Source organism: Roseateles flavus, from assembly GCF_039872765.1.
GTDB classification, from domain to species: Bacteria; Pseudomonadota; Gammaproteobacteria; order Burkholderiales; family Burkholderiaceae_C; genus Roseateles_B; species Roseateles_B flavus.
In genome coordinates this window covers 76,392-97,882 of the sequence record NZ_JBDPZC010000004.1, presented here as the reverse complement: position 1 = coordinate 97,882, position 21,491 = coordinate 76,392, and the positions used below count along the sequence as shown (strand labels likewise).

At 70.2% G+C, this 21,491-nt stretch carries 25 protein-coding genes; 11 read left to right on the top strand and 14 right to left on the bottom strand.

The window, feature by feature from the left end; translation table 11 throughout:
- Position 1 precedes the first annotated feature (1 nt).
- The 11 genes from bluB to ABDJ40_RS10295 all read left to right on the top strand — a co-directional run bounded on the left by bluB (position 2) and on the right by ABDJ40_RS10295 (position 11,092).
- Entirely contained in the window at positions 2-655 is a 654-nt protein-coding gene (gene bluB / locus ABDJ40_RS10345; protein WP_347609357.1) for a 5,6-dimethylbenzimidazole synthase, read from the top strand.
- Entirely contained in the window at positions 645-1,214 is a 570-nt protein-coding gene (gene cobO, locus ABDJ40_RS10340; RefSeq protein WP_269630233.1) for a cob(I)yrinic acid a,c-diamide adenosyltransferase, read from the top strand. The genes bluB and cobO overlap by 11 nt, the downstream gene beginning before the upstream one ends.
- A gap of 21 nt (positions 1,215-1,235) precedes the next feature.
- Positions 1,236-2,177 carry an adenosylcobinamide-phosphate synthase CbiB gene (gene cbiB, locus ABDJ40_RS10335; protein ID WP_347609354.1) on the top strand — a complete coding sequence of 314 codons (942 nt, stop codon included), beginning with the start codon at positions 1,236-1,238 and terminating at the stop codon, positions 2,175-2,177.
- Complete coding sequence (locus ABDJ40_RS10330) at positions 2,171-3,238, top strand: aminotransferase class I/II-fold pyridoxal phosphate-dependent enzyme (protein WP_347609352.1); 1,068 nt, start codon at positions 2,171-2,173, stop codon at positions 3,236-3,238. The genes cbiB and ABDJ40_RS10330 overlap by 7 nt, the downstream gene beginning before the upstream one ends.
- Entirely contained in the window at positions 3,229-4,710 is a 1,482-nt protein-coding gene (locus ABDJ40_RS10325) for a cobyric acid synthase (protein ID WP_347609350.1), read from the top strand. Before ABDJ40_RS10330 ends, ABDJ40_RS10325 begins: the two co-directional genes overlap by 10 nt.
- Positions 4,707-5,546, top strand: a complete 840-nt coding sequence (locus ABDJ40_RS10320; RefSeq protein ID WP_347609348.1) for an ABC transporter substrate-binding protein — start codon at positions 4,707-4,709, stop codon at positions 5,544-5,546. Before ABDJ40_RS10325 ends, ABDJ40_RS10320 begins: the two co-directional genes overlap by 4 nt.
- A 4-nt stretch (positions 5,547-5,550) precedes the next feature.
- Positions 5,551-6,591, top strand: a complete 1,041-nt coding sequence (cobT, locus tag ABDJ40_RS10315; protein WP_347609346.1) for a nicotinate-nucleotide--dimethylbenzimidazole phosphoribosyltransferase — start codon at positions 5,551-5,553, stop codon at positions 6,589-6,591.
- A gap of 224 nt (positions 6,592-6,815) precedes the next feature.
- Complete coding sequence (locus tag ABDJ40_RS10310) at positions 6,816-8,366, top strand: DUF3369 domain-containing protein (protein WP_347609344.1); 1,551 nt, start codon at positions 6,816-6,818, stop codon at positions 8,364-8,366.
- Between the two features lie 9 nt (positions 8,367-8,375).
- Positions 8,376-9,683, top strand: a complete 1,308-nt coding sequence (locus ABDJ40_RS10305) for an ATP-binding protein (RefSeq protein WP_347609341.1) — start codon at positions 8,376-8,378, stop codon at positions 9,681-9,683.
- Between the two features lie 40 nt (positions 9,684-9,723).
- Complete coding sequence (gene cobS, locus ABDJ40_RS10300) at positions 9,724-10,545, top strand: adenosylcobinamide-GDP ribazoletransferase (RefSeq protein ID WP_347609339.1); 822 nt, start codon at positions 9,724-9,726, stop codon at positions 10,543-10,545.
- Positions 10,546-10,549: 4 nt separating this feature from the next.
- Positions 10,550-11,092, top strand: coding sequence for a histidine phosphatase family protein (locus ABDJ40_RS10295; protein WP_347609337.1), 543 nt, complete (start codon positions 10,550-10,552; stop codon positions 11,090-11,092).
- 1 nt (position 11,093) lies between these two features.
- On the opposite strand, the gene ABDJ40_RS10290 is transcribed toward ABDJ40_RS10295, so the two are convergent.
- The 14 genes from ABDJ40_RS10290 to ABDJ40_RS10225 all read right to left on the bottom strand — a co-directional run bounded on the left by ABDJ40_RS10290 (position 11,094) and on the right by ABDJ40_RS10225 (position 21,454).
- Positions 11,094-11,345 carry a YfhL family 4Fe-4S dicluster ferredoxin gene (locus ABDJ40_RS10290; RefSeq protein WP_269630243.1) on the bottom strand — a complete coding sequence of 84 codons (252 nt, stop codon included), beginning with the start codon at positions 11,343-11,345 and terminating at the stop codon, positions 11,094-11,096.
- A 22-nt stretch (positions 11,346-11,367) separates the two neighbouring features.
- Positions 11,368-11,868 (bottom strand): pantetheine-phosphate adenylyltransferase, encoded by a 501-nt coding sequence (gene coaD, locus ABDJ40_RS10285; RefSeq protein WP_269630244.1) that lies wholly within the window; start codon positions 11,866-11,868, stop codon positions 11,368-11,370.
- A gap of 107 nt (positions 11,869-11,975) precedes the next feature.
- Entirely contained in the window at positions 11,976-12,593 is a 618-nt protein-coding gene (gene rsmD, locus ABDJ40_RS10280; RefSeq protein ID WP_430765629.1) for a 16S rRNA (guanine(966)-N(2))-methyltransferase RsmD, read from the bottom strand.
- Entirely contained in the window at positions 12,590-13,369 is a 780-nt protein-coding gene (gene hisF, locus ABDJ40_RS10275; RefSeq protein ID WP_347609334.1) for an imidazole glycerol phosphate synthase subunit HisF, read from the bottom strand. The genes rsmD and hisF overlap by 4 nt, the downstream gene beginning before the upstream one ends.
- 63 nt (positions 13,370-13,432) lie before the next feature.
- Positions 13,433-14,182 (bottom strand): 1-(5-phosphoribosyl)-5-[(5-phosphoribosylamino)methylideneamino]imidazole-4-carboxamide isomerase, encoded by a 750-nt coding sequence (gene hisA, locus ABDJ40_RS10270; RefSeq protein WP_347609332.1) that lies wholly within the window; start codon positions 14,180-14,182, stop codon positions 13,433-13,435.
- Between the two features lie 91 nt (positions 14,183-14,273).
- Entirely contained in the window at positions 14,274-14,924 is a 651-nt protein-coding gene (hisH, locus tag ABDJ40_RS10265) for an imidazole glycerol phosphate synthase subunit HisH (protein ID WP_347609330.1), read from the bottom strand.
- A complete protein-coding gene (hisB, locus tag ABDJ40_RS10260; RefSeq protein ID WP_347609328.1) occupies positions 14,924-15,523 on the bottom strand; it encodes an imidazoleglycerol-phosphate dehydratase HisB in 600 nt (199 codons plus the stop codon). Before hisB ends, hisH begins: the two co-directional genes overlap by 1 nt.
- Positions 15,524-15,542: 19 nt before the next feature.
- On the bottom strand, positions 15,543-16,646 hold the full coding sequence (gene hisC, locus ABDJ40_RS10255; protein WP_347609326.1) for a histidinol-phosphate transaminase: 1,104 nt from the start codon (positions 16,644-16,646) through the stop codon (positions 15,543-15,545).
- A gap of 13 nt (positions 16,647-16,659) precedes the next feature.
- Positions 16,660-17,121 carry a PIN domain-containing protein gene (locus ABDJ40_RS10250; protein ID WP_347609324.1) on the bottom strand — a complete coding sequence of 154 codons (462 nt, stop codon included), beginning with the start codon at positions 17,119-17,121 and terminating at the stop codon, positions 16,660-16,662.
- Complete coding sequence (locus tag ABDJ40_RS10245; RefSeq protein ID WP_269630250.1) at positions 17,118-17,336, bottom strand: CopG family transcriptional regulator; 219 nt, start codon at positions 17,334-17,336, stop codon at positions 17,118-17,120. The genes ABDJ40_RS10250 and ABDJ40_RS10245 overlap by 4 nt, the downstream gene beginning before the upstream one ends.
- A 96-nt stretch (positions 17,337-17,432) precedes the next feature.
- A complete protein-coding gene (locus ABDJ40_RS10240; RefSeq protein WP_347609321.1) occupies positions 17,433-18,980 on the bottom strand; it encodes a methyl-accepting chemotaxis protein in 1,548 nt (515 codons plus the stop codon).
- Positions 18,981-19,119: 139 nt separating this feature from the next.
- Positions 19,120-20,430, bottom strand: a complete 1,311-nt coding sequence (gene hisD / locus ABDJ40_RS10235) for a histidinol dehydrogenase (protein ID WP_347609319.1) — start codon at positions 20,428-20,430, stop codon at positions 19,120-19,122.
- A 10-nt stretch (positions 20,431-20,440) separates the two neighbouring features.
- Positions 20,441-21,082 (bottom strand): ATP phosphoribosyltransferase, encoded by a 642-nt coding sequence (gene hisG, locus ABDJ40_RS10230; RefSeq protein WP_347609317.1) that lies wholly within the window; start codon positions 21,080-21,082, stop codon positions 20,441-20,443.
- Between the two features lie 102 nt (positions 21,083-21,184).
- Positions 21,185-21,454 carry a BolA family protein gene (locus tag ABDJ40_RS10225; protein ID WP_269630254.1) on the bottom strand — a complete coding sequence of 90 codons (270 nt, stop codon included), beginning with the start codon at positions 21,452-21,454 and terminating at the stop codon, positions 21,185-21,187.
- Positions 21,455-21,491 lie beyond the last annotated feature (37 nt).

The following is a 21,491-nucleotide window of genomic DNA, read 5'->3' as shown; positions in this document are numbered from 1 at the left end:
CATGTCCCTGATCCCGCCCTTCACCCCCGAGCAGGCCGCCACCATGCGCCAGGCCATTGCCCTGCGCCGCGACTGCCGGCACTTCCTGCCGGGCCCGCCCCTGCCGGACGAGCAACTCACGCGGCTGCTGCAGGCCGCGCACCAGGCGCCCTCGGTGGGCTTGATGCAGCCCTGGCGCTTCATGCGCCTGTCCACGCCCGCCTGGCGCGAGCGCCTGGCCCCGCTGGTGGAGGCCGAGCGCCAGGCCACCGCGGCGGCCCTGGGCGCGCGAGCCGACGAGTTCCTGCGCCTCAAGGTCGAAGGCCTGCGCGACTGCGCCGAACTGCTGGCCCTCATCCTGCCGCCCGACGACGGCACCGTCTTCGGCCGCCGCACCCTGCCGCAGGAGATGGCGCTGTGCTCGGCCGGCGCGGCGGTGCAGAACCTCTGGCTCGCCGCCCGCGTGGAGAATCTGGGCCTGGGCTGGGTGTCCATGTTCGAGCCGCAGGCCCTGGCGCGCGTGCTGGAACTGCCGGACGGCGCCCTGCCCCTGGGCCTGCTGTGCCTGGGGCCGGTGCCGGCCTTCTATGAACAACCCCTCCTGGAGCAGGCGGGCTGGCGCCAGCGCCGCCCGCTGCAGGATCTGCTGATGAAAGCCCCCGATCATGGAAATTGAGACCCCGCCCGTCGACCGCGAACGCGTCATCCCCACCGCCGAGCGCCGCGGCCTGATCCTCGTCCACACCGGCGATGGCAAGGGCAAGAGCACGGCCGCCTTCGGCCTGGCCCTGCGCGCCCATGGCCGCGGCAAGGCCGTGAAGATCTACCAGTTCATGAAGGTGCCCTCCGCCCGCTTCGGCGAGCACCGGCTGTTCGAGCAGCTGGGCGTGCCCATCGAAGGCCTGGGCGACGGCTTCTCCTGGAAGAGCAAGGACCTGGACCACTCCGCCGAGCTGGCCCGCGAGGGCTGGGCCCGGGCAGAGGCGACGATACGCGCCGGCGAGCACTTCCTCGTGGTGCTGGACGAGATCATGTACCCCCTGCGCTACGGCTGGCTGCCGCTGGAGCCGGTGCTGCAGGTCCTGCGCGAGCGCCCCTCGCATGTGCACGTGGTGCTGACGGGCCGCCGTGCACCGCAGGAGCTGATCGACCTGGCGGACACCGTCACCGAGATGACCCTGGTCAAGCACCACTTCAAGGCCGGCGTGCCGGCCCAGCGTGGCATCGAGGACTGATGCGGGCCTGATGTGGACGCCATGAACACGGTCTGGCTCTTCCCCGCCGCCATGGCCCTGGCCCTGCTGGTGGACCACCTGCTCGGCGAGCCGCCCCTGTGGGCGCACCCGGTCGTGGCCATGGGCCGCTACCTGGGCGCCTTCAAGCGCTGGCTGCCGGGCCTGGCCGCCGCGCCGGCCTTCACCTGGGGCGGGCTGCTGTGGCTGCTGGGCGCCAGTGTGAGCGTCCTGCTCGCGCTGCTGGCCGAGCAATGGCTGTGGCAAGGCCTGCGCCCCTGGCAGAGCCCCCTCCGGTGGGGGATGGCCTTTGTTTTCATGGGCCTGCTCTTGAAGCCCTTGCTGGCCTGGCGCATGCTGCGCGAGGAGGTGATGGCCGTGGAACATGCACTGCAGACATCGCTGGAGGCCGGCCGGGAGCAGCTGTCCCGCCTGGTCAGCCGGGACACGCGGCCGCTGAGCGCCGCCCAGGTGCGCGAGGCCGGCATCGAGACCCTGGCCGAAAACCTCAACGATTCCGTGGTGGCGCCCCTGTTCTGGTTCGCCATCGCCGGCCTGCCGGGCGCGGCACTGTACCGATTTGCCAACACCGCCGACGCCATGTGGGGCTACCGCGGCCCCTGGGAATGGGCGGGCAAGTGCGCGGCACGGCTGGATGACCTGCTGTCCTGGATTCCCGCCCGCCTCACCGGCCTGCTGATGACGCCCCCGGCGCAATGGCCGGCCCTGTGGCGGCAGTCCGGCCTCACGCCCTCGCCCAATGGCGGCTGGCCCATGGGCGCGATGGCTCTGCGCCTGGAGCGGCGCCTGGGCAAGCCGGGCGTCTACCTGCTGAACGCCCCCGGCGCCGAACCCGCGGCCGGCGACATCGCCCGGGCGGTGACGGTAGCCTGGCAAGGCCTGGCCCTCGCCGCCCTGCTGCTGATGGGACTGGCCCTGGGTCTGCGCGGAGGCCTGGCATGGTGAACACGCCGCTGCTGGAACACGGCGGACCCGACGGCGGGCCGCCCGTGCTGCACGACTTCTCCAGCAATGCCAGCCCCCTGCCCACGCCCGAGCCGGTGCTGGCGGCCCTGCAGGCCGCGGACCGCCGCCACTATCCCGACCCGGCCTACGGACAGCTGCGCGAGCAGCTCTCAGCCCTGCTCCAGCATCCTGCCGAGCTGATCCTGCCCAGCGCGGGCGGCGCCGAGGCCATCCGCCGGCTGACGTTGTGGGCGTCGCTGGAAGGGCTGCGCCATGTGTGGGTGCCGCAGCCCGGCTTTGGCGAATATGCCGCCGCGGCCCAGGCACTGGGCCTGCGGGTCCATGCCTACGAGGACTTCACCCAGCTCGCCCGCGAGCTGTGCGCCCAGGAAGACGGCCTGCCCATGAAGAGCCCGGCCCTGGTCTGGGCCTGCGATCCCCTGAACCCCAGCGGCAGCAGCCCCTCCGCCACCGCCTGGCAGGGCGTGGCCGACGCCCTGGTCAACAGCGGCTCCCAGCTGGCCATCGACCTGGCCTACGAGGCGTTGCGCCTGGACGGCAGCAGCCAGCTGCCCCAGGCCCTCGCAAACCAGGCCTGGCGCCTGCGTTGCCCCAACAAGGCCCTGAGCCTCACCGGCGTGCGGGCGGGCCTGCTGCAGGCCCCGCTGAGCGCGCATGAGGCCGCCCAGCGGCTGCGGCAGCTGGCGCCCAGCTGGGTGCTGTCGGCCGAGGGCGTGGCCCTGCTGGGCGAGGCCTGGCGCCCCGACACCCTGCAGGCGCTGAAGCAGCAGCGCGATCGCCTGCGCCCCTGGCGCCTGGCCCAGCACAGCGCCCTGCACCTGCGCGGCTGGGCGGCCCGGCCCAGCGTCTGCAACTTCGCCCTGTGGCGCCCGGGATCGGGCACCCACATCCCCACCCTGCTGGCGGCCCTGCGCCTGCGCGGCATCAAGCTGCGCAATGCCGAATCGCTCGGCGCGCCGGGCTGGCTGCGGCTCTCGGTACAGAGCCCCGACAGCCAGGACGTGCTGCTTCAAGCCCTGATGGACCTCGAATGCCTCTGAACGACAAGAACAGGCGCGCACGCGCCGTGATGGTGCTGGGCACCACCAGCGGTGCTGGCAAGAGCTTCCTGGCCACGGCCCTGTGCCGCTGGTATGCGCGGCAGGGCTTCAAGGTGGCGCCGTACAAGGCGCAGAACATGAGCAACAACGCCCGCGTGGTGCCTGGACTGAACGGGCACATGGGCGAGATCGGCTCCGCTCAATACTTCCAGGCCCTGGCCGCACGCTGCCGGCCCGAGGTCCGCATGAACCCGGTGCTGCTCAAGCCGGAGGCCGACACCGCCTCGCAGGTCATCGTGCTGGGCGAGGTCGACGAGGCCCTGAGCCGCGCGCCCTGGCGCGAGCGCAGCGAGCTGCTGTGGCCCCATGCCCGCGCGGCCCTGCATGAACTGATGGACGAGAACGAGGTGGTGGTGATCGAGGGCGCGGGCTCGCCGGCCGAGATCAATCTGCATGCCAGCGACTACGTCAACATGCGCACCGCCCGCGAGGTGCAGGCCGCCTGCCTGCTGGCCACCGACATCGACCGCGGCGGCGCCTTCGCCCATCTCTACGGCACGCACCAGCTGCTGCCGCCCGAGGAGCGGGCGCTGTTCCGCGGCTATGTGCTCAACCGCTTCCGGGGCGATGCCCGCCTGCTGGCGCCCGGCCCCGAGATGCTGCAGCAGCTGACCGGCGTGCCCACGATGGCCGTGCTGCCCATGTGGCGCCACCACGGCCTGCCGGAGGAGGACGGCGTCTTTGACGAGCAGGCGACCGGCCAGGGCCTGCGCATCGCCATCGTGGCCTATCCGCGACTCTCCAACCTCGATGAATTCCAGCCCCTGCGCCAGGTGCCCGGCGTGCAGCTGGTCTGGGCCCGCGATGCCCGCACGCTGCAGAGCGCGGACTGGATCATCCTGCCCGGATCCAAGGCCGTGGCGGCGGACCTCGCCTGGCTGCGCGAGCAGCGCCTGGATGCGGCCATCGCCGCCCATGCCGCGGCGGGCAAGCCGCTGATGGGCATCTGCGGCGGCCTGCAGATGCTGGGCGAGACCCTGGTGGACCCGCATGGCATCGACGGCAATGCGCCGGGCCTGGGCCTGCTGCCGCTGGTGACGCGCTTCGAGCGGGAGAAGCTGCTGAGGCCCGCGGCATTGTCCTTTGCGAAGGCGATGGCGTCACCCTGGTCGGCCTTACAGGGACTTGATCTGGAAGGTTATGAGATTCACCATGGCCGCACCGTCCAGCATCCATCGCTGGGCGCAGCACAAGAGATCCTGCATGAGCGGGACGCAAGCGTCGTGGGTTGGCAGCAAGCGAACGTGCTGGGGCTCTATGCCCATGGCCTGTTCGAGCAGCCTGCCTTGCTGAAGGCCCTGTTCGGGGTCGACGCAGGAGGGTTGGAGCCGGTGTTCGAAGGTCTGGCGGATTACGTGGACCGCCACTTCGCACCGGGTGCCCTGATGCAATTGCTGGAACCCTCCGCATGACACTCCTCGCCCCTCTGACTCCCGCGCTGTCCCCGGTCCTGTCCACGGCTCCGGCTGTGCCTGGCGCCCCGCAGCGCATCGCCTGCCTCTCCACCGAAGCCGTGGAGGTGCTCTACCGCCTCGGTGCCCAGGACCGCGTGGCCGGCATTTCCGGCTACAGCGTGCATCCGCCCGAGGCCCGGGCCGAGAAGCCCAAGATCAGCGGCTTCTCCAGCATGAAGCTGGAACGCATCCTGGCCGTGAGGCCGGACCTCGTCATCGGCTTCTCCGACCTGCAGAAGCCCCTGCTGGCCGAGTGCGAGACCGCCGGCCTGCCCACCCTGTGGTTCGACCAGCGCAACATCGCCGGCATCCATGCCATGGTGCGCCAGCTGGCCGCCCTGGTGCAGAAGGAGGTGGAGGGCGAAGCCCTGTGCGCCGGCCTCGTAACCCAGGAGCTGCGCCTGGCCGAGGCTGCGGCCGCCCTGCCCTGGCGGCCGCGCGTCTTCTTCGAGGAATGGGACGATCCCCTGATCTGCGGCATCGGCTGGGTCAGCGAGATCATCCAGCTCTGCGGCGGCCACGACATCTTCGCCGGCCGCGCCCGTGCCGGCTTCGCCAAGCAGCGCATCGTCAGCCATGAAGAGGTGCTGTCGCACGAGCCGCAGCTCATCCTCGGCTCCTGGTGCGGCAAGAAGTTCGTGCCTGAGAAGGTGCTGGCCCGGCCCGGCTTTGCCGAGCTGGGCGCGCGCCTGGCGGAGATCAAGTCCGCCGACATCCTCGCGCCCGGCCTGGCGGCCCTGGAGCGGGGTGCGCCCCAGGTCCTGGCCGCCATCCAATCCACCGTCCTGCAGTAGACCCATGACCGACCTGATCCCCCACATCCCCAGCCTCCATGACGACGCCCTGGCCCAGCGCCTGCAGGCCCGCATCGACAGCAAGACCAAGCCCCTGGGCTCCCTGGGCCAGCTCGAGGCGCTCATGCAGCGCCTGGGCCTGATCCTGGGCAGCGAGACGCCCCTGCTGAAGCAGCCTCAGCTGATGGTCTTTGCGGGCGACCACGGCCTGGCGGCGCGCGGCGTCTCGGCCTTCCCGCCGGACGTCACCTGGCAGATGGTGGAGAACTTCCTGGCCGGCGGCGCGGCGGTCAGTGTGCTGGCCCGCCAGCACGGACTGGCCCTGACGGTGGTGGACGCGGGCGTGCGCCATGACTTCGCCCCGCGCCCCGGACTGATCCAGGCCAAGGTCGCGCCCGGCACGGCCGACGCGCTGGAGCAGCCCGCCATGACGGCCGACCAGTGCGCGACCGCCCTGGGCGCCGGCCGCGAGCTGCTCGCCACTCAGCCCGGCAATGTGCTGATCCTGGGCGAGATGGGCATCGGCAACACCTCGTCCGCGGCCCTGCTGCTGGCCCGCCTGGCCGACCTGCCCATCGCCGACTGCGTGGGCCGGGGGACAGGTCTTGACAACGCCCAGCTGGCCCGCAAGACCGAGATCCTCGGCCAGGTGCTGGCCCGTCATCCGCAGGCCCGCTCGCCGCTGGAGGCGCTGCAGGCCTTCGGCGGTTTCGAGATCGCAATGATGGTCGGCGCGGTGCTGCAGGCCGCGCTGGAGCGCCGCGTGATCCTGGTCGACGGCTTCATCACCAGCAGCGCCATCCTGGTGGCTGCACGGCTGCAGCCGGCCGTGCTGGAACGCTGCGTCTTCGCTCACCGCTCCAACGAGCAGGCTCACCGCCTGATGCTGGAGCAGCTGCAGGCCCAGCCCCTGCTGGACCTGGGCCTGCGGCTGGGCGAGGGCTCGGGCGCGGCGCTGGCCTGGCCGCTGCTGGAGTCGGCCTGCCGCATCCTGGTCGAGATGGCCAGCTTTGCCTCTGCGGGCGTGAGTGAGCGACAGTCCTGAAGCACGGAAGGACCGCGCTGAGCGGCCGGACTTCCTACCAGAACTGAGGCAGGCGCGCGACAGCGCTCGCGCGCCTGCCCGGCGAAGTTCCCGCAGGCCGGAACAGCTGCACGCTTTTCGCCAACGACCTGCCACTTCCCCGCCACAGCCGGTCCCGCGGCCCGCCCCACAAGGGCAAGACTTGCCACCATAATGAGCCCAGCCTCAGCACATGGGAGCCAGTGATGTCCGACTTGGTGTTTGCCGACGAACTGCCTGAGGAAGTGACTCAGGGACGCACGAAGGCAATCGACCCCTGGGTAGTGATGATCGTCGACGACGACCCCGCCGTGCACCAGGTCACGCAGCTGGTGATGGCGGACTTCGAGTTCGCCGGCCGACGCCTGCAGTTCCTGGACGCCTACAGCGCCACCGAGGCGCGCGAGCTGCTGCAGACCCGCCAGGACATCGCCCTGGTGCTGCTGGATGTGGTGATGGAATCCGAGCATGCCGGCCTGGACCTGGCCCGCTACATCCGCGAGGAGCTCGAGAACCACCATGTGCGCATCGTGCTGCGCACCGGGCAGCCGGGGCAGGCGCCCGAAGAGCATGTCATCAAGACCTACGACATCAATGACTACAAGGAGAAGACCGAGCTCACCAAGCGCAAGCTGATCACGGTCTTCTACTCGGCGCTGCGGTCCTACCGCGACATCATGATCATCGATCAGTCGCGCCAGGCCCTGCGCCGCTCCATCGACGCCATCACCCGCATCTACGACAGCCAGAACCTGCGCCGCTTCGCCTCGGCGGTGCTGGAGCAGGTGGCGCATCTGCTGGGCTACGAGGCCCAGGGGCTGTGCGCCAGCCGCATCTCGGCCTATGCCGCTTCGCACATCGAGGGCCGGCTCAAGGTGCTGGCGGCCACCTCGGAATACTCCAAGCTGCTGGTCGACGAGGAGGTCGACAGCCTGCCCGACGAGGTCCGGACCTCGCTGGACCGGGCCCTGCAGGACCAACAGAGCCACTTCGAGGACCTCTGCTTCGTCGGCTACTACCGCACCAGCAGCGGCAACGAGAGCCTGCTGTACATGGTCTTCTCCGAGCCGGTCGATGCCGAGGCGCGCGAGCTGCTGGAGATCTTCTGCGCCAACGTGGCCATCACCTACGAGAGCCTGCTGCTGCGCGAGGAGATCGCCGACACCCAGCGCTCCACCGTCTACATCATCGGCGAGGCCGTCGAGAAGCGCTCCAAGGAAACCGGCGCCCACGTACGCCGCGTGGGCGAGCTCGCCGCCCTGCTGGCCGAGCTGGTGGGCATGAAGGCCGGCGACGTGGAATTCATGCGGCAGGCGGCGCCGCTGCATGACGTCGGCAAGATCGGCATCCCCGACCGCGTGCTCAACAAGCCCGGCAAGCTGGACGAGGAAGAGTGGGAGGTCATGCAGACCCATGCGCGCATCGGCTACGAGCTGCTCAGCAAGTCCGACAAGCGCATCCTGCAGCTGGGCGCCATCATCGCCCACGAGCACCACGAGCGCTGGGACGGCCAGGGCTACCCCCGCGGCCTGGCCGGCGAGCAGATCCATGTGGCCGGGCGCATCGTGGCCCTGGTCGACGTCTTCGACGCCCTGGTCAGCGACCGCTGCTACAAGAAGGCCTGGAGTTTCGACGAGACCCTGGCCTATGTGAAGGCGCAGGCCGGCACGCAGTTCGACCCCACGCTGGTGGAGCTGCTGCTGAGCCACCTGGATGCCGTCCAGGAGATCTACCAGCGCCTGCCCGACCGCAGCTGAGTGGCCGCCATGAGCAGCACGCCGGGGCCGAACATCGAGCAGGCGCTGCGCGCACTGAACCTGGCCATCGGGGCGCTGCATGGCGCGCCCTTCTTCGAGGCCGTCAGTGCCAGCCTGGCGCACGAGCTGGGTGTGCAGGCCTGCTTCATCGGCAAGATCGAGCACACACCGCCGGGCCTGCGCGCCCAGCTGCTGGCGTTCTGGCAGGGCGGCCGTCACCTGGCGCCCTTCAACTACTCCCTGCAGGGAACGCCCTGCCGCAACGTGGCCGACGGTGCCGTCTGCTACCACGCCAGCGGCGTCCAGCAGGCCTACCCCACCGACACCCTGCTGGCCGAGATCGGCGTGCACAGCTACCTGGGCCTGCCGCTGGTGGACGGGGACGGCCTCGTCATCGGCCTGCTGTCCATCATGGACTGCGCCCCCATCCCCTGGGAGCGCCGCCTCTTCGCGCTGGAGCTGATGCAGGCCCTGGCCGGGCGCTGCAGCGCGGAGCTGCTGAACCTGCTGGCCCGCGAGCACGAGCAGCACCTGCTGATGACGCACGGCCAGCGCGAGCTGCGTGCCACCGGCCGTCTGATCGAGCAGGAACGCATGGCGGCCCTGGGCAGCCTGGTGGCGGGCATGACACATGACATCGCCTCGCCCATCGGCGTGGCGGTGACCGCCTGCTCGGGGCTGGACGAATTCGCGCAGCGCCTGCTGCAGGGCCTGCGCGGCGGCAAGCTCACCGCGGCCGAGGCCGCCGAGCTGGCCCAGCGCATCGCAGACGCCAGCCAGCTGGCCGGCGCCCACCTGCGCCGCGCCTCGGACCTGCTCTCGGGCTTCAAGACCTACGCCGCCGACCAGGCCCAGCAGAAGGTCAGTGCCTTCGACCTCTGCGAGTACCTGCGCAACATCCTGCGTGTGCATGGCGCCCTGCTCAAGGGCGCGCGCGCCCGCCTGGCGCTGGAGCTGCCCGAGGCCCTGCCCGTGGTGATGTGTGGCGGGCAGCTCTCGCAGCTGCTGGCCAAGCTGCTGCGCAACAGCTGCGCCCATGCCTTCGAGGGCATCGGCGACCGCCGCATCACCCTGAGCCTGCAACGCGAGGGCGACGCGGCCCGGCTGCTCTACCGCGACAACGGCCGCGGCCTGCCGCCCCCTTTGCGCGAGCAGCTGCTGCAGGGCTGGGACGCCGTCCAGGACCAGGGCCTGGGCCTGCACCTGGTGGCCCGGCTGTGCCAGATGATGCAGGGCCGCATCCGCCTGGACCCCGATCCGCGGCCGGGCACCGCCTTTATCATCGAGCTCCCCCTGAACCCGCCCGAGCAGGGCTGAGCGCACGGCTCGCGGCCGGCGCGCCCGGCCACCTCCACGCATGCACCGCCTGCTGCACGAACTCCGCCTCTTCTTCATCGCCCTGCAGTTCTTCACCCGTGTGCCGATCCCGGCCTGGGTGGGCTTCGAGCCGGCCTGGCTGCAGCAGTGCGCGCGCTATTTCCCGGCGGTGGGTGCGCTGGTGGGTCTGTTCAGCGCGGCGGTCTTCGGCGGCGCCCTGCTGGTCTTCCCGCCGCTGATCGCCGGCCTGCTGGCCATCGCGGCCAGCGTGTGGCTCACGGGCGGCTTCCATGAAGACGGCTGGGCCGACACCTGCGACGGCCTGGGCGGTGCCGTGAGCCGCGAGAAAGCCCTGCTGATCATGAAGGACTCCCGCCTGGGCAGCTACGGCGCGCTGGGCCTGATCCTGCTGCTGGGCCTCAAGGCCGCGGCCCTGGCCGCCCTGGCCGAGCGCGCGCCGCTGCTGGCCGTGCTGCTGCTGGCCTGGGGCCACATGGCCTCGCGCCTGGCCCCGCTGCTGCTGATGCGCAGCCTGCCCTACGCGGGCGATGCCGAGCACGCCAAGGCCAAGCCCCTGGCCACGCAGATTGGCGCGGGCTCGCTGGCCGCCGCAGCGCTGATGGCCATGTGCCTCACGCTGCCGCTGCTGGCCGGCCCCTGGCCGCTGGGCGATGTCCTGCTGATGCTGGCCGCACAGATCGGCGCCGCAGCCCTGACGCTGCTGTGGATGCACCGCTGGCTGCGCCGCCGCCTGGGCGGCTACACGGGCGACAACCTGGGTGCCAGCCAGCAGCTCAGCGAGCTGCTGCTGCTGCTCGCCGCGCTGGCGATGCTGCCCCACCTGAGCCTGGGCACGACCTGACCCCATGGCTGGCCCCAAAGGCATCACGGTCTGGCGCCATCCCCGCCCCGAGGGCGTGAAGGGGCGCTGCATCGGCGCACGCAGCGACGTGCCCGTGCACTGGCGCCGGGCCAAGCGCCTGGCACGGCGCATCCAGGCTCATGCGCGGCGGCATCGACTGCCGCATGAGATCTGGACCTCGCCCCTGCAGCGCTGCGCCGACGTCGGCCGCTGGCTGCGGCGCTGGGGTTGGACGCATCACACGCGAGACGACCTACGGGAGATGGACTTCGGCGCCTGGGACGGCCGTGCCTGGCACGACATCCCCAAGGCCGAGGTGGACGCCTGGGTGGCCGATTTCCTCGGCTTCGCGCCCGAGGGCGGCGAATCCCTGCAGGCCCTGCTCGATCGCGTGACGGCCTGCGCCCTGCCGGCGGGCGCCCTGGCAGTCAGCCACGGGGGCTGGATGCTGGCCCGGCGCTGGCGGCACGAACAGCCGCAGCGGCAGCCCTCGGCAGACCGTTGGCCCCGGCCGCCGAACTATGGCGAGGCCTGGCGCGTGGACTGAGTCAGGCCGCTTGCGTCAGCCGCACGAACTTCTGCATCAGCGTCTCGCGGCTCTCCACGTGCTCGGGATTGACCGGGATGCAGGCCACCGGGCACAGCTGCACGCACTGGGGCTCGTCGAAATGGCCCACGCATTCGGTGCACTTGCCCGGGTCGATCTGGTAGAACTCCTCGCCCATGGAGATGGCCTCGTTGGGGCATTCGGGCTCGCAGACGTCGCAGTTGATGCATTCGTCGGTGATCATCAGTGCCATGGCGCTACTCCTGCCTTCTGCCTCAACCCTGCTTGGCCACGCGGTCCGCGAGGCGGGCGCTGACCGAGGGCGAGACGAATTGCGAGACGTCGCCGCCGAGCTTGGCGATCTCGCGCACAAAAGTGCCGGAGACGAACTGGTACTGGTCCGAGGGCGTCAGGAAGACGGTCTCCACGTCGGGCATCAGCTTGCGGTTCATGCCGGCCATCTGGAATTCGTAGTCGAAGTCGCTCACCGCGCGCAGGCCGCGCACGACCACCTTGCCGCCGTGCTGGTGCACGAAGTCGCGCAGCAGGCCTCGGAAGGCGATCACCTCCACATTGGGGTAGCGCGCGGCCACCTCGCGGGCGATCTCCAGGCGCTCGTCGGGCGAGAACAGCGTGTTCTTGTGATGGCCGGCGGCCACCGCCAGGATCAGGCGTTCGAAGAGCTGGCTGGCGCGGCGCATCAGGTCCTCATGCCCGAGGGTCATGGGATCGAAGGTGCCGGGATAGACGGCGGTCAGCACGGTGGCAGAGGTCAACACGGGCTCCTGGCCGTCGCCAAGGTGGCGGAAACTGCAAGGGGCAGCGACGGCGGCCCGATTATCCCCTGCCCGGTGCAATCGGCCCGCGGCAGGGGTCTCAGCCCTCAGCCCTCGCGGCGGAACAGGGCGTAGTGCACGGCGCCGGCCTTGCCGCTGCGGTGCGGCAGCAGGCCCAGCTCGGGCGCTGGCGTCAGCGCCTCGGGCGCCTCGACGTAGAGATAGCCGCCCGGCACCACCAGGGGCGCGGCGGCGCGCAGGGCGGGCTCGAAGAGGCCGGCGTCGAAGGGTGGGTCCAGCATCACCAGCTCGAAGCGGGCCGGCGCGCTGCGGGTCATCCAGGCCAGGGCGTCAGCGGCCTCCACGCGCAAGGTCTCAGCCTTCAGGCGGACCTTCGACGCGTTGAGGCTGCGCGCCAGCTCGGCATCGCGCTCCAGCAGCAGCACCTCGTCTGCGCCGCGCGAGGCGGCTTCGAAGCCCAAAGCGCCGCTGCCCGCGAAGGCGTCCAGCACGCGCCAGCCGCTCAAGTCCTGGCCCAGCCAGTTGAACAGCGTCTCGCGCACGCGGTCCGGCGTGGGGCGCAGGCCCGGCTTGTGGGCCACGGGCAGCTTGGAGCGCTTCCACTGGCCGCCGATGATGCGGACCTCGGCCTGCGCCAGGCGCGGCGCGCCCTGAGGCTTGGCACGTGCGGCCGGAGCGGGCTCGGGTTTCGATCGGGACTTCACTGCCGCACCTCGATGCCGCGCGAGGCCATCAAGGCCTTGGCCTCGCCCACCGTGTGCTGGCCATAGTGGAAGATGCTGGCGGCCAGCACCGCATCGGCACCGCCGATCTGGATGCCCTCGACCAGGTGCTCCAGCGTGCCCACGCCGCCCGAGGCGATCACGGGCACGGGCACGGCGTCGCTGACGGCGCGCGTGAGCGGCAGGTCGAAGCCGATCTTGGTGCCGTCGCGGTCCATGCTGGTCAGCAGGATCTCGCCGGCGCCGAACTCGGCCATCTGGCGCGCCCACTGCAGGGCGTCGAGCCCGGTGTTCTTGCGTCCGCCATGGGTGTAGACGTCCCAGCCCTCGCCGCGCGCGGCGAGATCATCGCCCTGGCGGCGCTTGGCGTCGATGGCCACGACGATGCACTGCGAGCCGTACCTCTCGGAGGCATCGCGGATCAGCTGCGGATTGGCCACCGCGGCGGAGTTGAAGCTGACCTTGTCCGCCCCTGCATTCAGCAGGCGGCGCACATCGGCCACCGCGCGCACGCCGCCACCCACGGTCAGGGGGATGAAGACCTGGGAGGCCACGGCCTCGATGATGTGCAGGATCAGGTCCCGGCCATCGCTGGTCGCCGTGATGTCCAGGAAGGTGAGCTCGTCCGCGCCCTGCTCGTTGTAGCGGGCGGCGATCTCCACCGGGTCGCCGGCGTCGCGCAGGGATTCGAAGTTGACACCCTTCACCACGCGACCTCCGGTCACGTCCAGGCAGGGAATGATGCGTTTGGCCAGCATGGGGCGGGTCTTTCAAGAACAAGGGCCGCTGCGCGAGCGGCCCCGTGATGGAGTCGGGCGGGATCAGGCCTGGGCTTCGGAGAGCTCGTCGGCCCGCTTCTGCGCGGCGGCGAGGTCCAGGTCGCCCGTGTAGATGGCGCGGCCGCAGATCACGCCCTCGACGCCTTCGCTCTCGACGGCGCACAGGGCCTCGATGTCGCGGATGCTGGAGAGGCCGCCCGAGGCGATCACCGGAATGGACAGGGCCTGCGCGAGCTTGACCGTGGCCTCGATGTTCACGCCGCTGAGCATGCCGTCGCGGCCGATGTCGGTGTAGATCACGCCCTCGATGCCGTAGTCCTCGAACTTGCGGGCGAGGTCGATCACCTCATGGCCGGTGAGTTTGCTCCAGCCGTCGGTGGCGACCTTGCCGTCCTTGGCGTCCAGCCCCACGATGATGTGGCCGCCGAAGGCCGAGCAGGCATCCTTCAGAAAGCCCGGGTTTTTCACCGCGGCGGTGCCGATGATGACGTAGGACAGGCCGTCGTCCAGGTAGCGCTCGATGGTGTCGAGGTCCCGGATGCCGCCGCCCAGCTGGATGGGAATGTCATCGCCCACCTCGCGGATGATGGCCTTGATGGCCGGCTCGTTGACGGGCTTGCCCGCGAAGGCGCCGTTGAGGTCCACCAGGTGCAGACGCCGGGCGCCGGCGTCGACCCAGCGTCGCGCCATGGCCGCGGGGTCCTCACCGAAGGTGGTGGAGGCGTTCATGTCGCCTTGTTGCAGGCGGACGCATTTGCCGTCTTTCAGGTCAATGGCAGGGATCAGCAGCATGGCCGAGATGCAGGTGGTGGGAGAAGGTTGAAGGGGAAGACGGGGCGGGGAAAAGCGGTGCTCATGCAGGGGCGGGAGACCGGCGGCGTCCTCATGGCTTCCAGTGCAGGAAATTGCGGTACAGGGCCAGGCCCATCGCGGCGCTTTTCTCAGGGTGGAATTGGGTGGCGAAAATATTATCCCGGGCCACGGCGCAGGTAAAGCGGTCCCCGTACTCGGTCTCGGCGGCACGGTGGGCGGAGTCGGTGGGGGCCGTGTAGTAGCTGTGCACGAAGTAGTACCAGCTGCCGTCCGGCACGCCGGCAAAGACGGGATGCGGCCGGGTCTGGTACACGCGGTTCCAGCCCATCTGCGGCACCTTGTAGCGGCTGCCGTCAGGTTGCAGGCGGCCCTGCAGCTGGAAGCGCTTCACCTGGCCGGGGATCAGGCCCAGGCCGGGGGTGTCCTGCTCCTCGCTGTGCTCCAGCAGCATCTGCATGCCCACGCAGACACCCATCAGCGGCTTGCGCGCGGCGGCATCCAGCACCGCCTCCTGCAGGCCGGAGTCGCGCAGCTCGCGCATGCAGTCCCGCATGGCGCCCTGGCCCGGCAGGACCACGCGCTCGGCGGCGTAGACCTCCTCCGGCTTCGAGGTGATCAGCACCTCCACGCCCTGGCCGTCGGCGGCGTGGATCACCGCCTGGGACACGGAACGCAGATTGCCCATGCCGTAGTCAACGACGGCCACGGTCCGGTGGGCCATCACAGGGTCCCCTTGGTGGAAGGGATCACGCCTGCAGAGCGCGGATCCAGCGTCATCGCCATGCGCAGCGCGCGGCCGAAGGCCTTGAACATCGTCTCGCACTGGTGGTGGGCGTTGTGGCCCTTGAGGTTGTCCACGTGCAGGCTCACCAGGGCGTGGTTGACGAAGCCCTGGAAGAACTCGTAGGTCAGCTGGGTGTCGAAGGCGCCGATGCTGCCGGCGGTGAACTTGACGTCCATCTCGAGGCCCGGGCGGCCGGAGAAATCGATCACCACGCGCGACAGCGCCTCGTCCAGCGGCACATAGCTGTGGCCGTAGCGGGTGATGCCCCGCTTGTCACCGATGGCCTGGGCCACGGCCATGCCCAGCGTGATGCCCACGTCTTCCACCGTGTGGTGGCCGTCGATGTGCAGGTCGCCCTGGGCTTCGATCTCCAGGTCGATCAGGCCGTGGCGGGCGATCTGGTCCAGCATGTGGTCGAAGAAGCCGATGCCGGTGGCGAGCTTGGCCTCCCCCGTGCCATCAAGGTTGACGCGGACGCGGATCTGCGTCTCCTTGGTGTCGCGGCGGACTTCGGCGATGCGTGCGGCGGTGCTCATGGTCTGGACTTCGGCAGGTTCAAGGCAGGTTCAAGTCGATGAGGGTGGCTTGCAGGGCGCTCAGCAGGGCCTGGTTCTCCACCGGCATGCCGATGGTGATGCGCAGGCATTGCCGCAGCAGCGGGTGCAGGCCGGAGACGTTCTTGATCAGCACGCCGCGAGCCTTGAGGCCCGCGAACACGGCGGCGGCATCCGGCACGCGCACGAGCAGCATATTGCCCTGGCTGGGGAAGACCTGCACCCCCCTCAGTTGCTGCAGGGCGGCATGCAGGCGCTCGCGCTCGGCGCGCAGGGCCGCCGCCTGCTCGGCGTAGACGGCCTCGTGCTCCAGCGCAAAGAGCGCCGCCTCGGCATTGAGCACGCTGACATTGAAGGGCGGGCGCAGCTTCTCGACCTGGTCCACCAGCTCGCGGCGGCCCATCAGGTAGCCGATGCGCACGCCGGCCAGGCCGAACTTGCTCATGGTGCGCATGACCAGGACCTTGGGATGGCGCTGCATCAGGCCCAGGCCGTCGCGCTCGGCAAAGGGCTGGTAGGCCTCGTCCAGCACCACCAGGCCCGGTGCGGCCTCGATGAGGCGCTCGATGACCGCCTCGTCCCAGAGATTGCCGGTGGGATTGTTCGGATGCGAGAGGTACAGCAGGGCCGGCCGCTCGGTGGCGATGGCGTCCAGCATGGCGGCCTCGTCCAGCTCGAAATCGGGCCGCAGGGGCACGCCCACGAAGCGCAGGTGCTGGTACTGGGCCGAGATGCCGTACATCACGAAGCTGGGCAGGGGCGACATGATCACCGCGCCGGGCCGGGCCACGGCCAGGCTCAGCAGGGAGATCAGCTCGTCCGAGCCATTGCCCAGCGTCAGGGCGTAGCCCTCGGGCGGCAGGCTGGCGTGGCGGGCCAGGGCGGCGGCCAGCTGCTGCGTGCCCTCGGCCGGGTAGCGGTTCAGGGCCACGCGGCCCAGGCGCTCGCCCAGTTGCTGCTGCAGGGCCTCGGGCAGGCGGTAGGGGTTCTCCATCACGTCCAGCTTGACCAGGCCGGCGCCGGACTGCACCGGGTAGGCCTGGGTCTGGCGCACGTCCTCGCGGATGCAGGAGAGGGCTTGGCTCAGTTCGTCCGTGGTGTTCATGCGCGTTCCGGGGTCAGGCCTTGCCTGCGGCGAACAGGGCGTCCGGCGCGGCCTGCAGGGGATTGAGGATCTGCACGCTGTCCAGCTGCAGGCCGTGGGCCAGCTCCAGGCTCAAGAGCCATTCGCAGCCCTGGGCCTTGGCGGCGGCCACGACCAGGGCATCCATATAGGCCAGGCCGAAGCGGCTTTCGATGGACCAGGCGCTCTCCACGGTCGCGTGGTCGATGGCCCAGGGTTGCCAGCGCTGGTAGCGGCGCACCTCGGCGCGGGCGTCGCCATTGGGCATGGCGGGCTGCAGCCGGGTGGTGACGAGGCGGTAGAAGTCGTTGAGCACCTGGGTGGAGACGCGGCCGGCGCGGCGCTGCCAGAGCTCGCGCAGCCAGGCCAGGGCCTGGGCCTGATCGGCGGGGCGGGCGCCGTCCTCGCTGAGGATCAGCACCGAGGTGTCGACGAAGACCAGGGGCGGGGCGCTCACAGGGCGCCCCGCGCGGGATAGGCCTGGCCATCGCTGGACCAGCTGCGTTCGCGGTGCAACCAGTCCTGCATGGCGCGCTCGTAGGCGTCGTCATGGCGCATCTTCTCGGCCAGCAGCTCACCGACCAGGCGCGAGACACTGGTATTGCGGCGCGCCGCCTCCAGCCGGGCCCATTCGGCCACGCTGTCTTCCATGGTCACGGTGACGTTCTTCATGAGGCGAAGACTAACACGAAGTTCGTGCAACACGAACTTCGTGTCTTCAAGCCACCATTCGCGGGCGCCGAATGCGGGGCCAGCGCGCCCGCCCGCTCAGGCCGTCTTGAAGCCCGAAACCGCCGCGCTGAGCTGGGCCGCCTGGTCCCGCAGCGATTCCGCCGCGGCACTGGACTCCTCCACCAGCGCCGCGTTCTGCTGGGTGACCTCGTCCAGCCGGTTCACCGCCTGGCCCACCTCGGTGAGGCTGACGCTCTGCTCCTGGGTCGCCCGGCTGATGTCCTCGATGATGTGGCTGACCCGCTGCACGGCCTGCACCAGCTCCTGCATGGTCTGACCGGCCTCGGCGACCAGGCGGGTGCCGGCATCGACCTTGTCGACCGAGGTCCCGATCAGCGCCTTGATCTCGCGCGCCGCCTCCGCGCTGCGCTGCGCCAGGGAGCGCACCTCGCCGGCCACCACCGCGAAGCCGCGGCCCTGCTCGCCAGCCCGCGCGGCTTCCACCGCGGCGTTCAGCGCCAGGATGTTGGTCTGGAAGGCGATGCCGTCGATCACGCCGATGATGTCGCTGATCTTTCGCGAGCTGGTGTTGATCTCCTCCATCGTGCCCACCACCCGGCCCACCACGGCCCCGCCCTGTTCGGCCACCGTGCTGGCATCGCGAGCCAGGCTGGTGGCCTGGCGCGTGGCATCGGCGTTCTGGCGCACGGTCTCGCTGAGGGTCTGCATGGTGGCCGAGGTCTCCTCCAGGCTGGAGGCCATCTGTTCGGTGCGGGCGGACAGGTCGCTGGAGCCTGCTGCCACCTCGCTGCTGGACAGGGCGATGCTCTCCGCACTGCTGCGCACCGTGCCGATGGAGCGGTTCAGGGACTGGCGCATGTCCTCCAGCGCGGTGGCCAGGCGGCCGAACTCGTCGCGCCGCGAGGTGTCCACGTCCACGCCCAGGTCGCCGCCCGCCACCCGTTCGGCCACGCTGACCATGCGCTGCAGGGGGTCGACGGTATTGCGTGTCAGGAACATCGCCACCAGGCCGCCCGCCACCAGTTGCAGCACCAGCAACACGATGAGGGTGAGCCGCACGCTGCTGTAGGTGCCCTTGGCTTCGACGTAGCTGGCCGCGGCGCCGTCCTCGTTGATCTTGATGACTTTGGCCAGCGCGACCGAGGCCTCGCCCACGGACTTCAGCGAGTCCCCCACCACGAGAGCCTGGTACTCCGCCCGGTTGCCGGCCTTGCGCTGTTCGATCAGCCGGTCCTGCACCGCCAGGTAGGCGTCGACACGGGCCTTGGCTTCCTTCCAGGCCGCCTCTTCCTCGGGGCTGGAGATCAGGGAGATGTAGGCCGCCTGCAGCTGCTGCAAGTCCTTCTCGCGCTGAGACTTGATGGTCTCCATCGTGCTCTGCACGTCCGCCACCGTCTCGATGATGCACATGCGCAGCTCGAGGCGGCGGATCTCCTGCAGCTTGTCCTCGATGGAGGCGATGGCCTTGATGCTGGGCATCCAGTTCGTCGCCAGGTCACTGACATTGGCCTGGATCAGGCCCAGCCGCGAGATCGAGAGCAGACCCAGCAGCCCCGACATCAGCAGCACGGCCGCGAAACCCAGGCCGATGCGCATCCCCACCTTCATGTCCGACAGTCTCATCACGAGCCTCCGCAGGATTGGCGATGGGCCATCCTAGGGCAAGTGGTCCGCGGCTGGCGAGTCCCTGATCCATGAAGAAAGCCCGGGCAGGCCGGGCTTTGCAGAGCGAAAACAACACCGTCGCACGGACGGCGCGGTCTCAGGTCTTCAGCCGATACTCCGCCGCCAGCGCATGGCCCTGCAGGCCTTCGCCATAGGCCAGGGTTGCGGCGATGGGGCCCAGCTTCTGTGCGCCGGCCTCGCTGACCTCGATGAGGCTGCTGCGCTTCTGGAAATCGTAGACGCCCAGCGGCGAGGAGAAGCGCGCCGTGCCCGAGGTCGGCAACACGTGGTTGGGCCCCGCGCAGTAATCGCCCAGGGATTCGCTGGTGTAGGCCCCCAGGAAGAGCGCGCCGGCGTGGCGCAGCAGGGGCTCCCAGCGATGGGGCTCGTGGCTGGAGACCTCCAGGTGCTCGGGCGCGATGCGGTTGCTGATCTCGCAGGCCTCTTCCATCGAGCGCGTGAGGATCAGCGCGCCACGGCCCTCCAGCGAGGCGCGGATCACCTCCTGGCGCGGCATGGTGGGCAGCAGGCGCTCGATGGCCGCGGCCACCTGCGCGATGTAGCCGGCATCCGGGCACAGGAGGATGCTCTGCGCCAGCTCGTCGTGCTCGGCCTGGCTGAAGAGATCCATGGCGACCCAGTCCGGCGGCGTCGTGCCGTCGGCCAGGACGAGGATCTCGCTGGGCCCGGCGATCATGTCGATGCCCACCTGGCCGAAGACATGCTTCTTGGCGCTGGCCACATAGGCATTGCCTGGGCCGGTGATCTTGTCTACGCGCGGCACGGTGGCCGTGCCGTAGGCCAGCGCGGCCACGGCCTGCGCACCGCCGATGGTGAAGGCGCGGTGCACACCGGCCACATACGCGGCGGCCAGCACCAGGGCGTTCTTCTCACCGCCGGGGGTGGGCACGACCATGATGATCTCGGGCACGCCCGCCACCTGGGCCGGGATGGCGTTCATCAGCACGCTGCTGGGGTAGGCGGCCTTGCCGCCCGGCACATAGATGCCCACGCGGTCCAGTGGGGTCACCTTTTGCCCCAGCAGGGTGCCGTCCTCGTCGCGGTAGCTCCAACTCTCGCCGCAGGCGGCCTTCTGGCGCTCGTGGTAGCTGCGCACGCGGCGCGCGGCGGCCTCCAGGGCCTCGCGCTGGGCGGCCGGCAGACCGTCGAAGGCGGCCTTGAGCTCCTCGCGGGTCAGCTCCAGCGCACCGAGCGATGCGGCCGTCAGCCGATCGAAGCGGGCGGTGTACTCCAGCACCGCGGCATCGCCACGGGCGCGCACATCGGCCAGGATCTCGGCCACGCGGGACTCGATGGCGGCGTCGGTGTCGGCGGACCAGTGCAGCACGCGCTGGAACTCGGCCTCGAAGTCGGCGCCCTGGGTGTTGAGTTGTCGCAGCTTCAGCATCTCATTCCCCTCAGGCGGCAGGCGTAGCGGAGGCGAAAGCGTCGATCAGCTGGCGCAACGGCTCGCGCTTGAGCTTCAGCGCGGCCTGGTTGACGACCAGGCGTGAGGAGATCTCCATGATGTGCTCCACCTCCACCAGGCGGTTGGCCTTGAGCGTGCTGCCGGTGGAGACCAGGTCCACGATGGCGTCGGCCAGGCCGGTCAGCGGGGCCAGCTCCATGGAGCCGTAGAGCTTGATCAGGTCCACGTGCACGCCCTTGTCGGCGAAATGCTGGCGGGCGATCTCGGTGTACTTGGTGGCCACGCGGATGCGCGAGCCCTGCTTGACCGCGGCGGCGTAGTCGAAGTCGTCGCGCGTGGCCACGCTCATGCGGCAGCGGGCGATGCGCAGGTCCAGCGGCTGGTAGAGGCCCGCGCCGCCGTGCTCGATCAGCACGTCGCGCCCGGCCACGCCGAGATCCGCACCGCCGTACTGCACATAGGTGGGCACGTCGGTCGCGCGCACCAGCACCACGCGCACCTCGGGCTTGCTGGTGGGCAGGATCAGCTTGCGGGAGGTCTCGGGGTCCTCGAGCACCTCGATGCCGGCGGCCTTCAGCAGCGGCAGGGTCTCTTCGAAGATGCGTCCCTTGGAGAGGGCCAGGGTGATCATGGGCGTCCTTTGCGGTCTGGATTTCTAGACTCGGCGGACGGCAGCGGGATCACCGGGAGCGGCACCACACCGCCACCCGCCCGGTATCAGGCGGATGGGGTGTCAGGGATGGTGATGGCCGGCAGCGGCCGGCTCGGCCCCGTGCTCGGCCGGCGTCAGCGTCTTCATGGACAGGGCGTGGATCTGCTCGCGCATGCGCTCGCCCAGGGCCTGGTAGACGCGCTGGTGGCGGCGGATGCGGGACAGGCCCTCGAACTCCGCGGAGACGATGGTGGCGAAGAAATGGCGGCCGTCACCCTCGACCTGCAGCAGCTGGCAGGGGAGTCCGTCGGCAATGTATTGCTGAACTTCAGCGGGAGTGGGATCGGCCATGATGGGCGGGATTCTACCGAGACGCAGACCGCCCCGG

Excerpts from the sequence above, each read along its gene's own strand:
- bluB (WP_347609357.1), top strand. The coding sequence starts at position 2 with ATGTCCCTGATCCCGCCCTTCACCCCCGAGCAGGCCGCCACCATGCGC.
- cobO (WP_269630233.1), top strand. The coding sequence starts at position 645 with ATGGAAATTGAGACCCCGCCCGTCGACCGCGAACGCGTCATCCCCACC.
- cbiB (WP_347609354.1), top strand. The coding sequence starts at position 1,236 with ATGAACACGGTCTGGCTCTTCCCCGCCGCCATGGCCCTGGCCCTGCTG.
- ABDJ40_RS10330 (WP_347609352.1), top strand. The coding sequence starts at position 2,171 with ATGGTGAACACGCCGCTGCTGGAACACGGCGGACCCGACGGCGGGCCG.
- ABDJ40_RS10325 (WP_347609350.1), top strand. The coding sequence starts at position 3,229 with ATGCCTCTGAACGACAAGAACAGGCGCGCACGCGCCGTGATGGTGCTG.
- ABDJ40_RS10320 (WP_347609348.1), top strand. The coding sequence starts at position 4,707 with ATGACACTCCTCGCCCCTCTGACTCCCGCGCTGTCCCCGGTCCTGTCC.
- cobT (WP_347609346.1), top strand. The coding sequence starts at position 5,551 with ATGACCGACCTGATCCCCCACATCCCCAGCCTCCATGACGACGCCCTG.
- ABDJ40_RS10310 (WP_347609344.1), top strand. The coding sequence starts at position 6,816 with ATGTCCGACTTGGTGTTTGCCGACGAACTGCCTGAGGAAGTGACTCAG.
- ABDJ40_RS10305 (WP_347609341.1), top strand. The coding sequence starts at position 8,376 with ATGAGCAGCACGCCGGGGCCGAACATCGAGCAGGCGCTGCGCGCACTG.
- cobS (WP_347609339.1), top strand. The coding sequence starts at position 9,724 with ATGCACCGCCTGCTGCACGAACTCCGCCTCTTCTTCATCGCCCTGCAG.
- ABDJ40_RS10295 (WP_347609337.1), top strand. The coding sequence starts at position 10,550 with ATGGCTGGCCCCAAAGGCATCACGGTCTGGCGCCATCCCCGCCCCGAG.
- ABDJ40_RS10290 (WP_269630243.1), bottom strand. The coding sequence starts at position 11,345 with ATGGCACTGATGATCACCGACGAATGCATCAACTGCGACGTCTGCGAG.
- hisF (WP_347609334.1), bottom strand. The coding sequence starts at position 13,369 with ATGCTGGCCAAACGCATCATTCCCTGCCTGGACGTGACCGGAGGTCGC.
- hisA (WP_347609332.1), bottom strand. The coding sequence starts at position 14,182 with ATGCTGCTGATCCCTGCCATTGACCTGAAAGACGGCAAATGCGTCCGC.
- hisH (WP_347609330.1), bottom strand. The coding sequence starts at position 14,924 with ATGGCCCACCGGACCGTGGCCGTCGTTGACTACGGCATGGGCAATCTG.
- hisB (WP_347609328.1), bottom strand. The coding sequence starts at position 15,523 with ATGAGCACCGCCGCACGCATCGCCGAAGTCCGCCGCGACACCAAGGAG.
- hisC (WP_347609326.1), bottom strand. The coding sequence starts at position 16,646 with ATGAACACCACGGACGAACTGAGCCAAGCCCTCTCCTGCATCCGCGAG.
- ABDJ40_RS10245 (WP_269630250.1), bottom strand. The coding sequence starts at position 17,336 with ATGAAGAACGTCACCGTGACCATGGAAGACAGCGTGGCCGAATGGGCC.
- ABDJ40_RS10240 (WP_347609321.1), bottom strand. The coding sequence starts at position 18,980 with ATGAGACTGTCGGACATGAAGGTGGGGATGCGCATCGGCCTGGGTTTC.
- hisD (WP_347609319.1), bottom strand. The coding sequence starts at position 20,430 with ATGCTGAAGCTGCGACAACTCAACACCCAGGGCGCCGACTTCGAGGCC.
- hisG (WP_347609317.1), bottom strand. The coding sequence starts at position 21,082 with ATGATCACCCTGGCCCTCTCCAAGGGACGCATCTTCGAAGAGACCCTG.
- ABDJ40_RS10225 (WP_269630254.1), bottom strand. The coding sequence starts at position 21,454 with ATGGCCGATCCCACTCCCGCTGAAGTTCAGCAATACATTGCCGACGGA.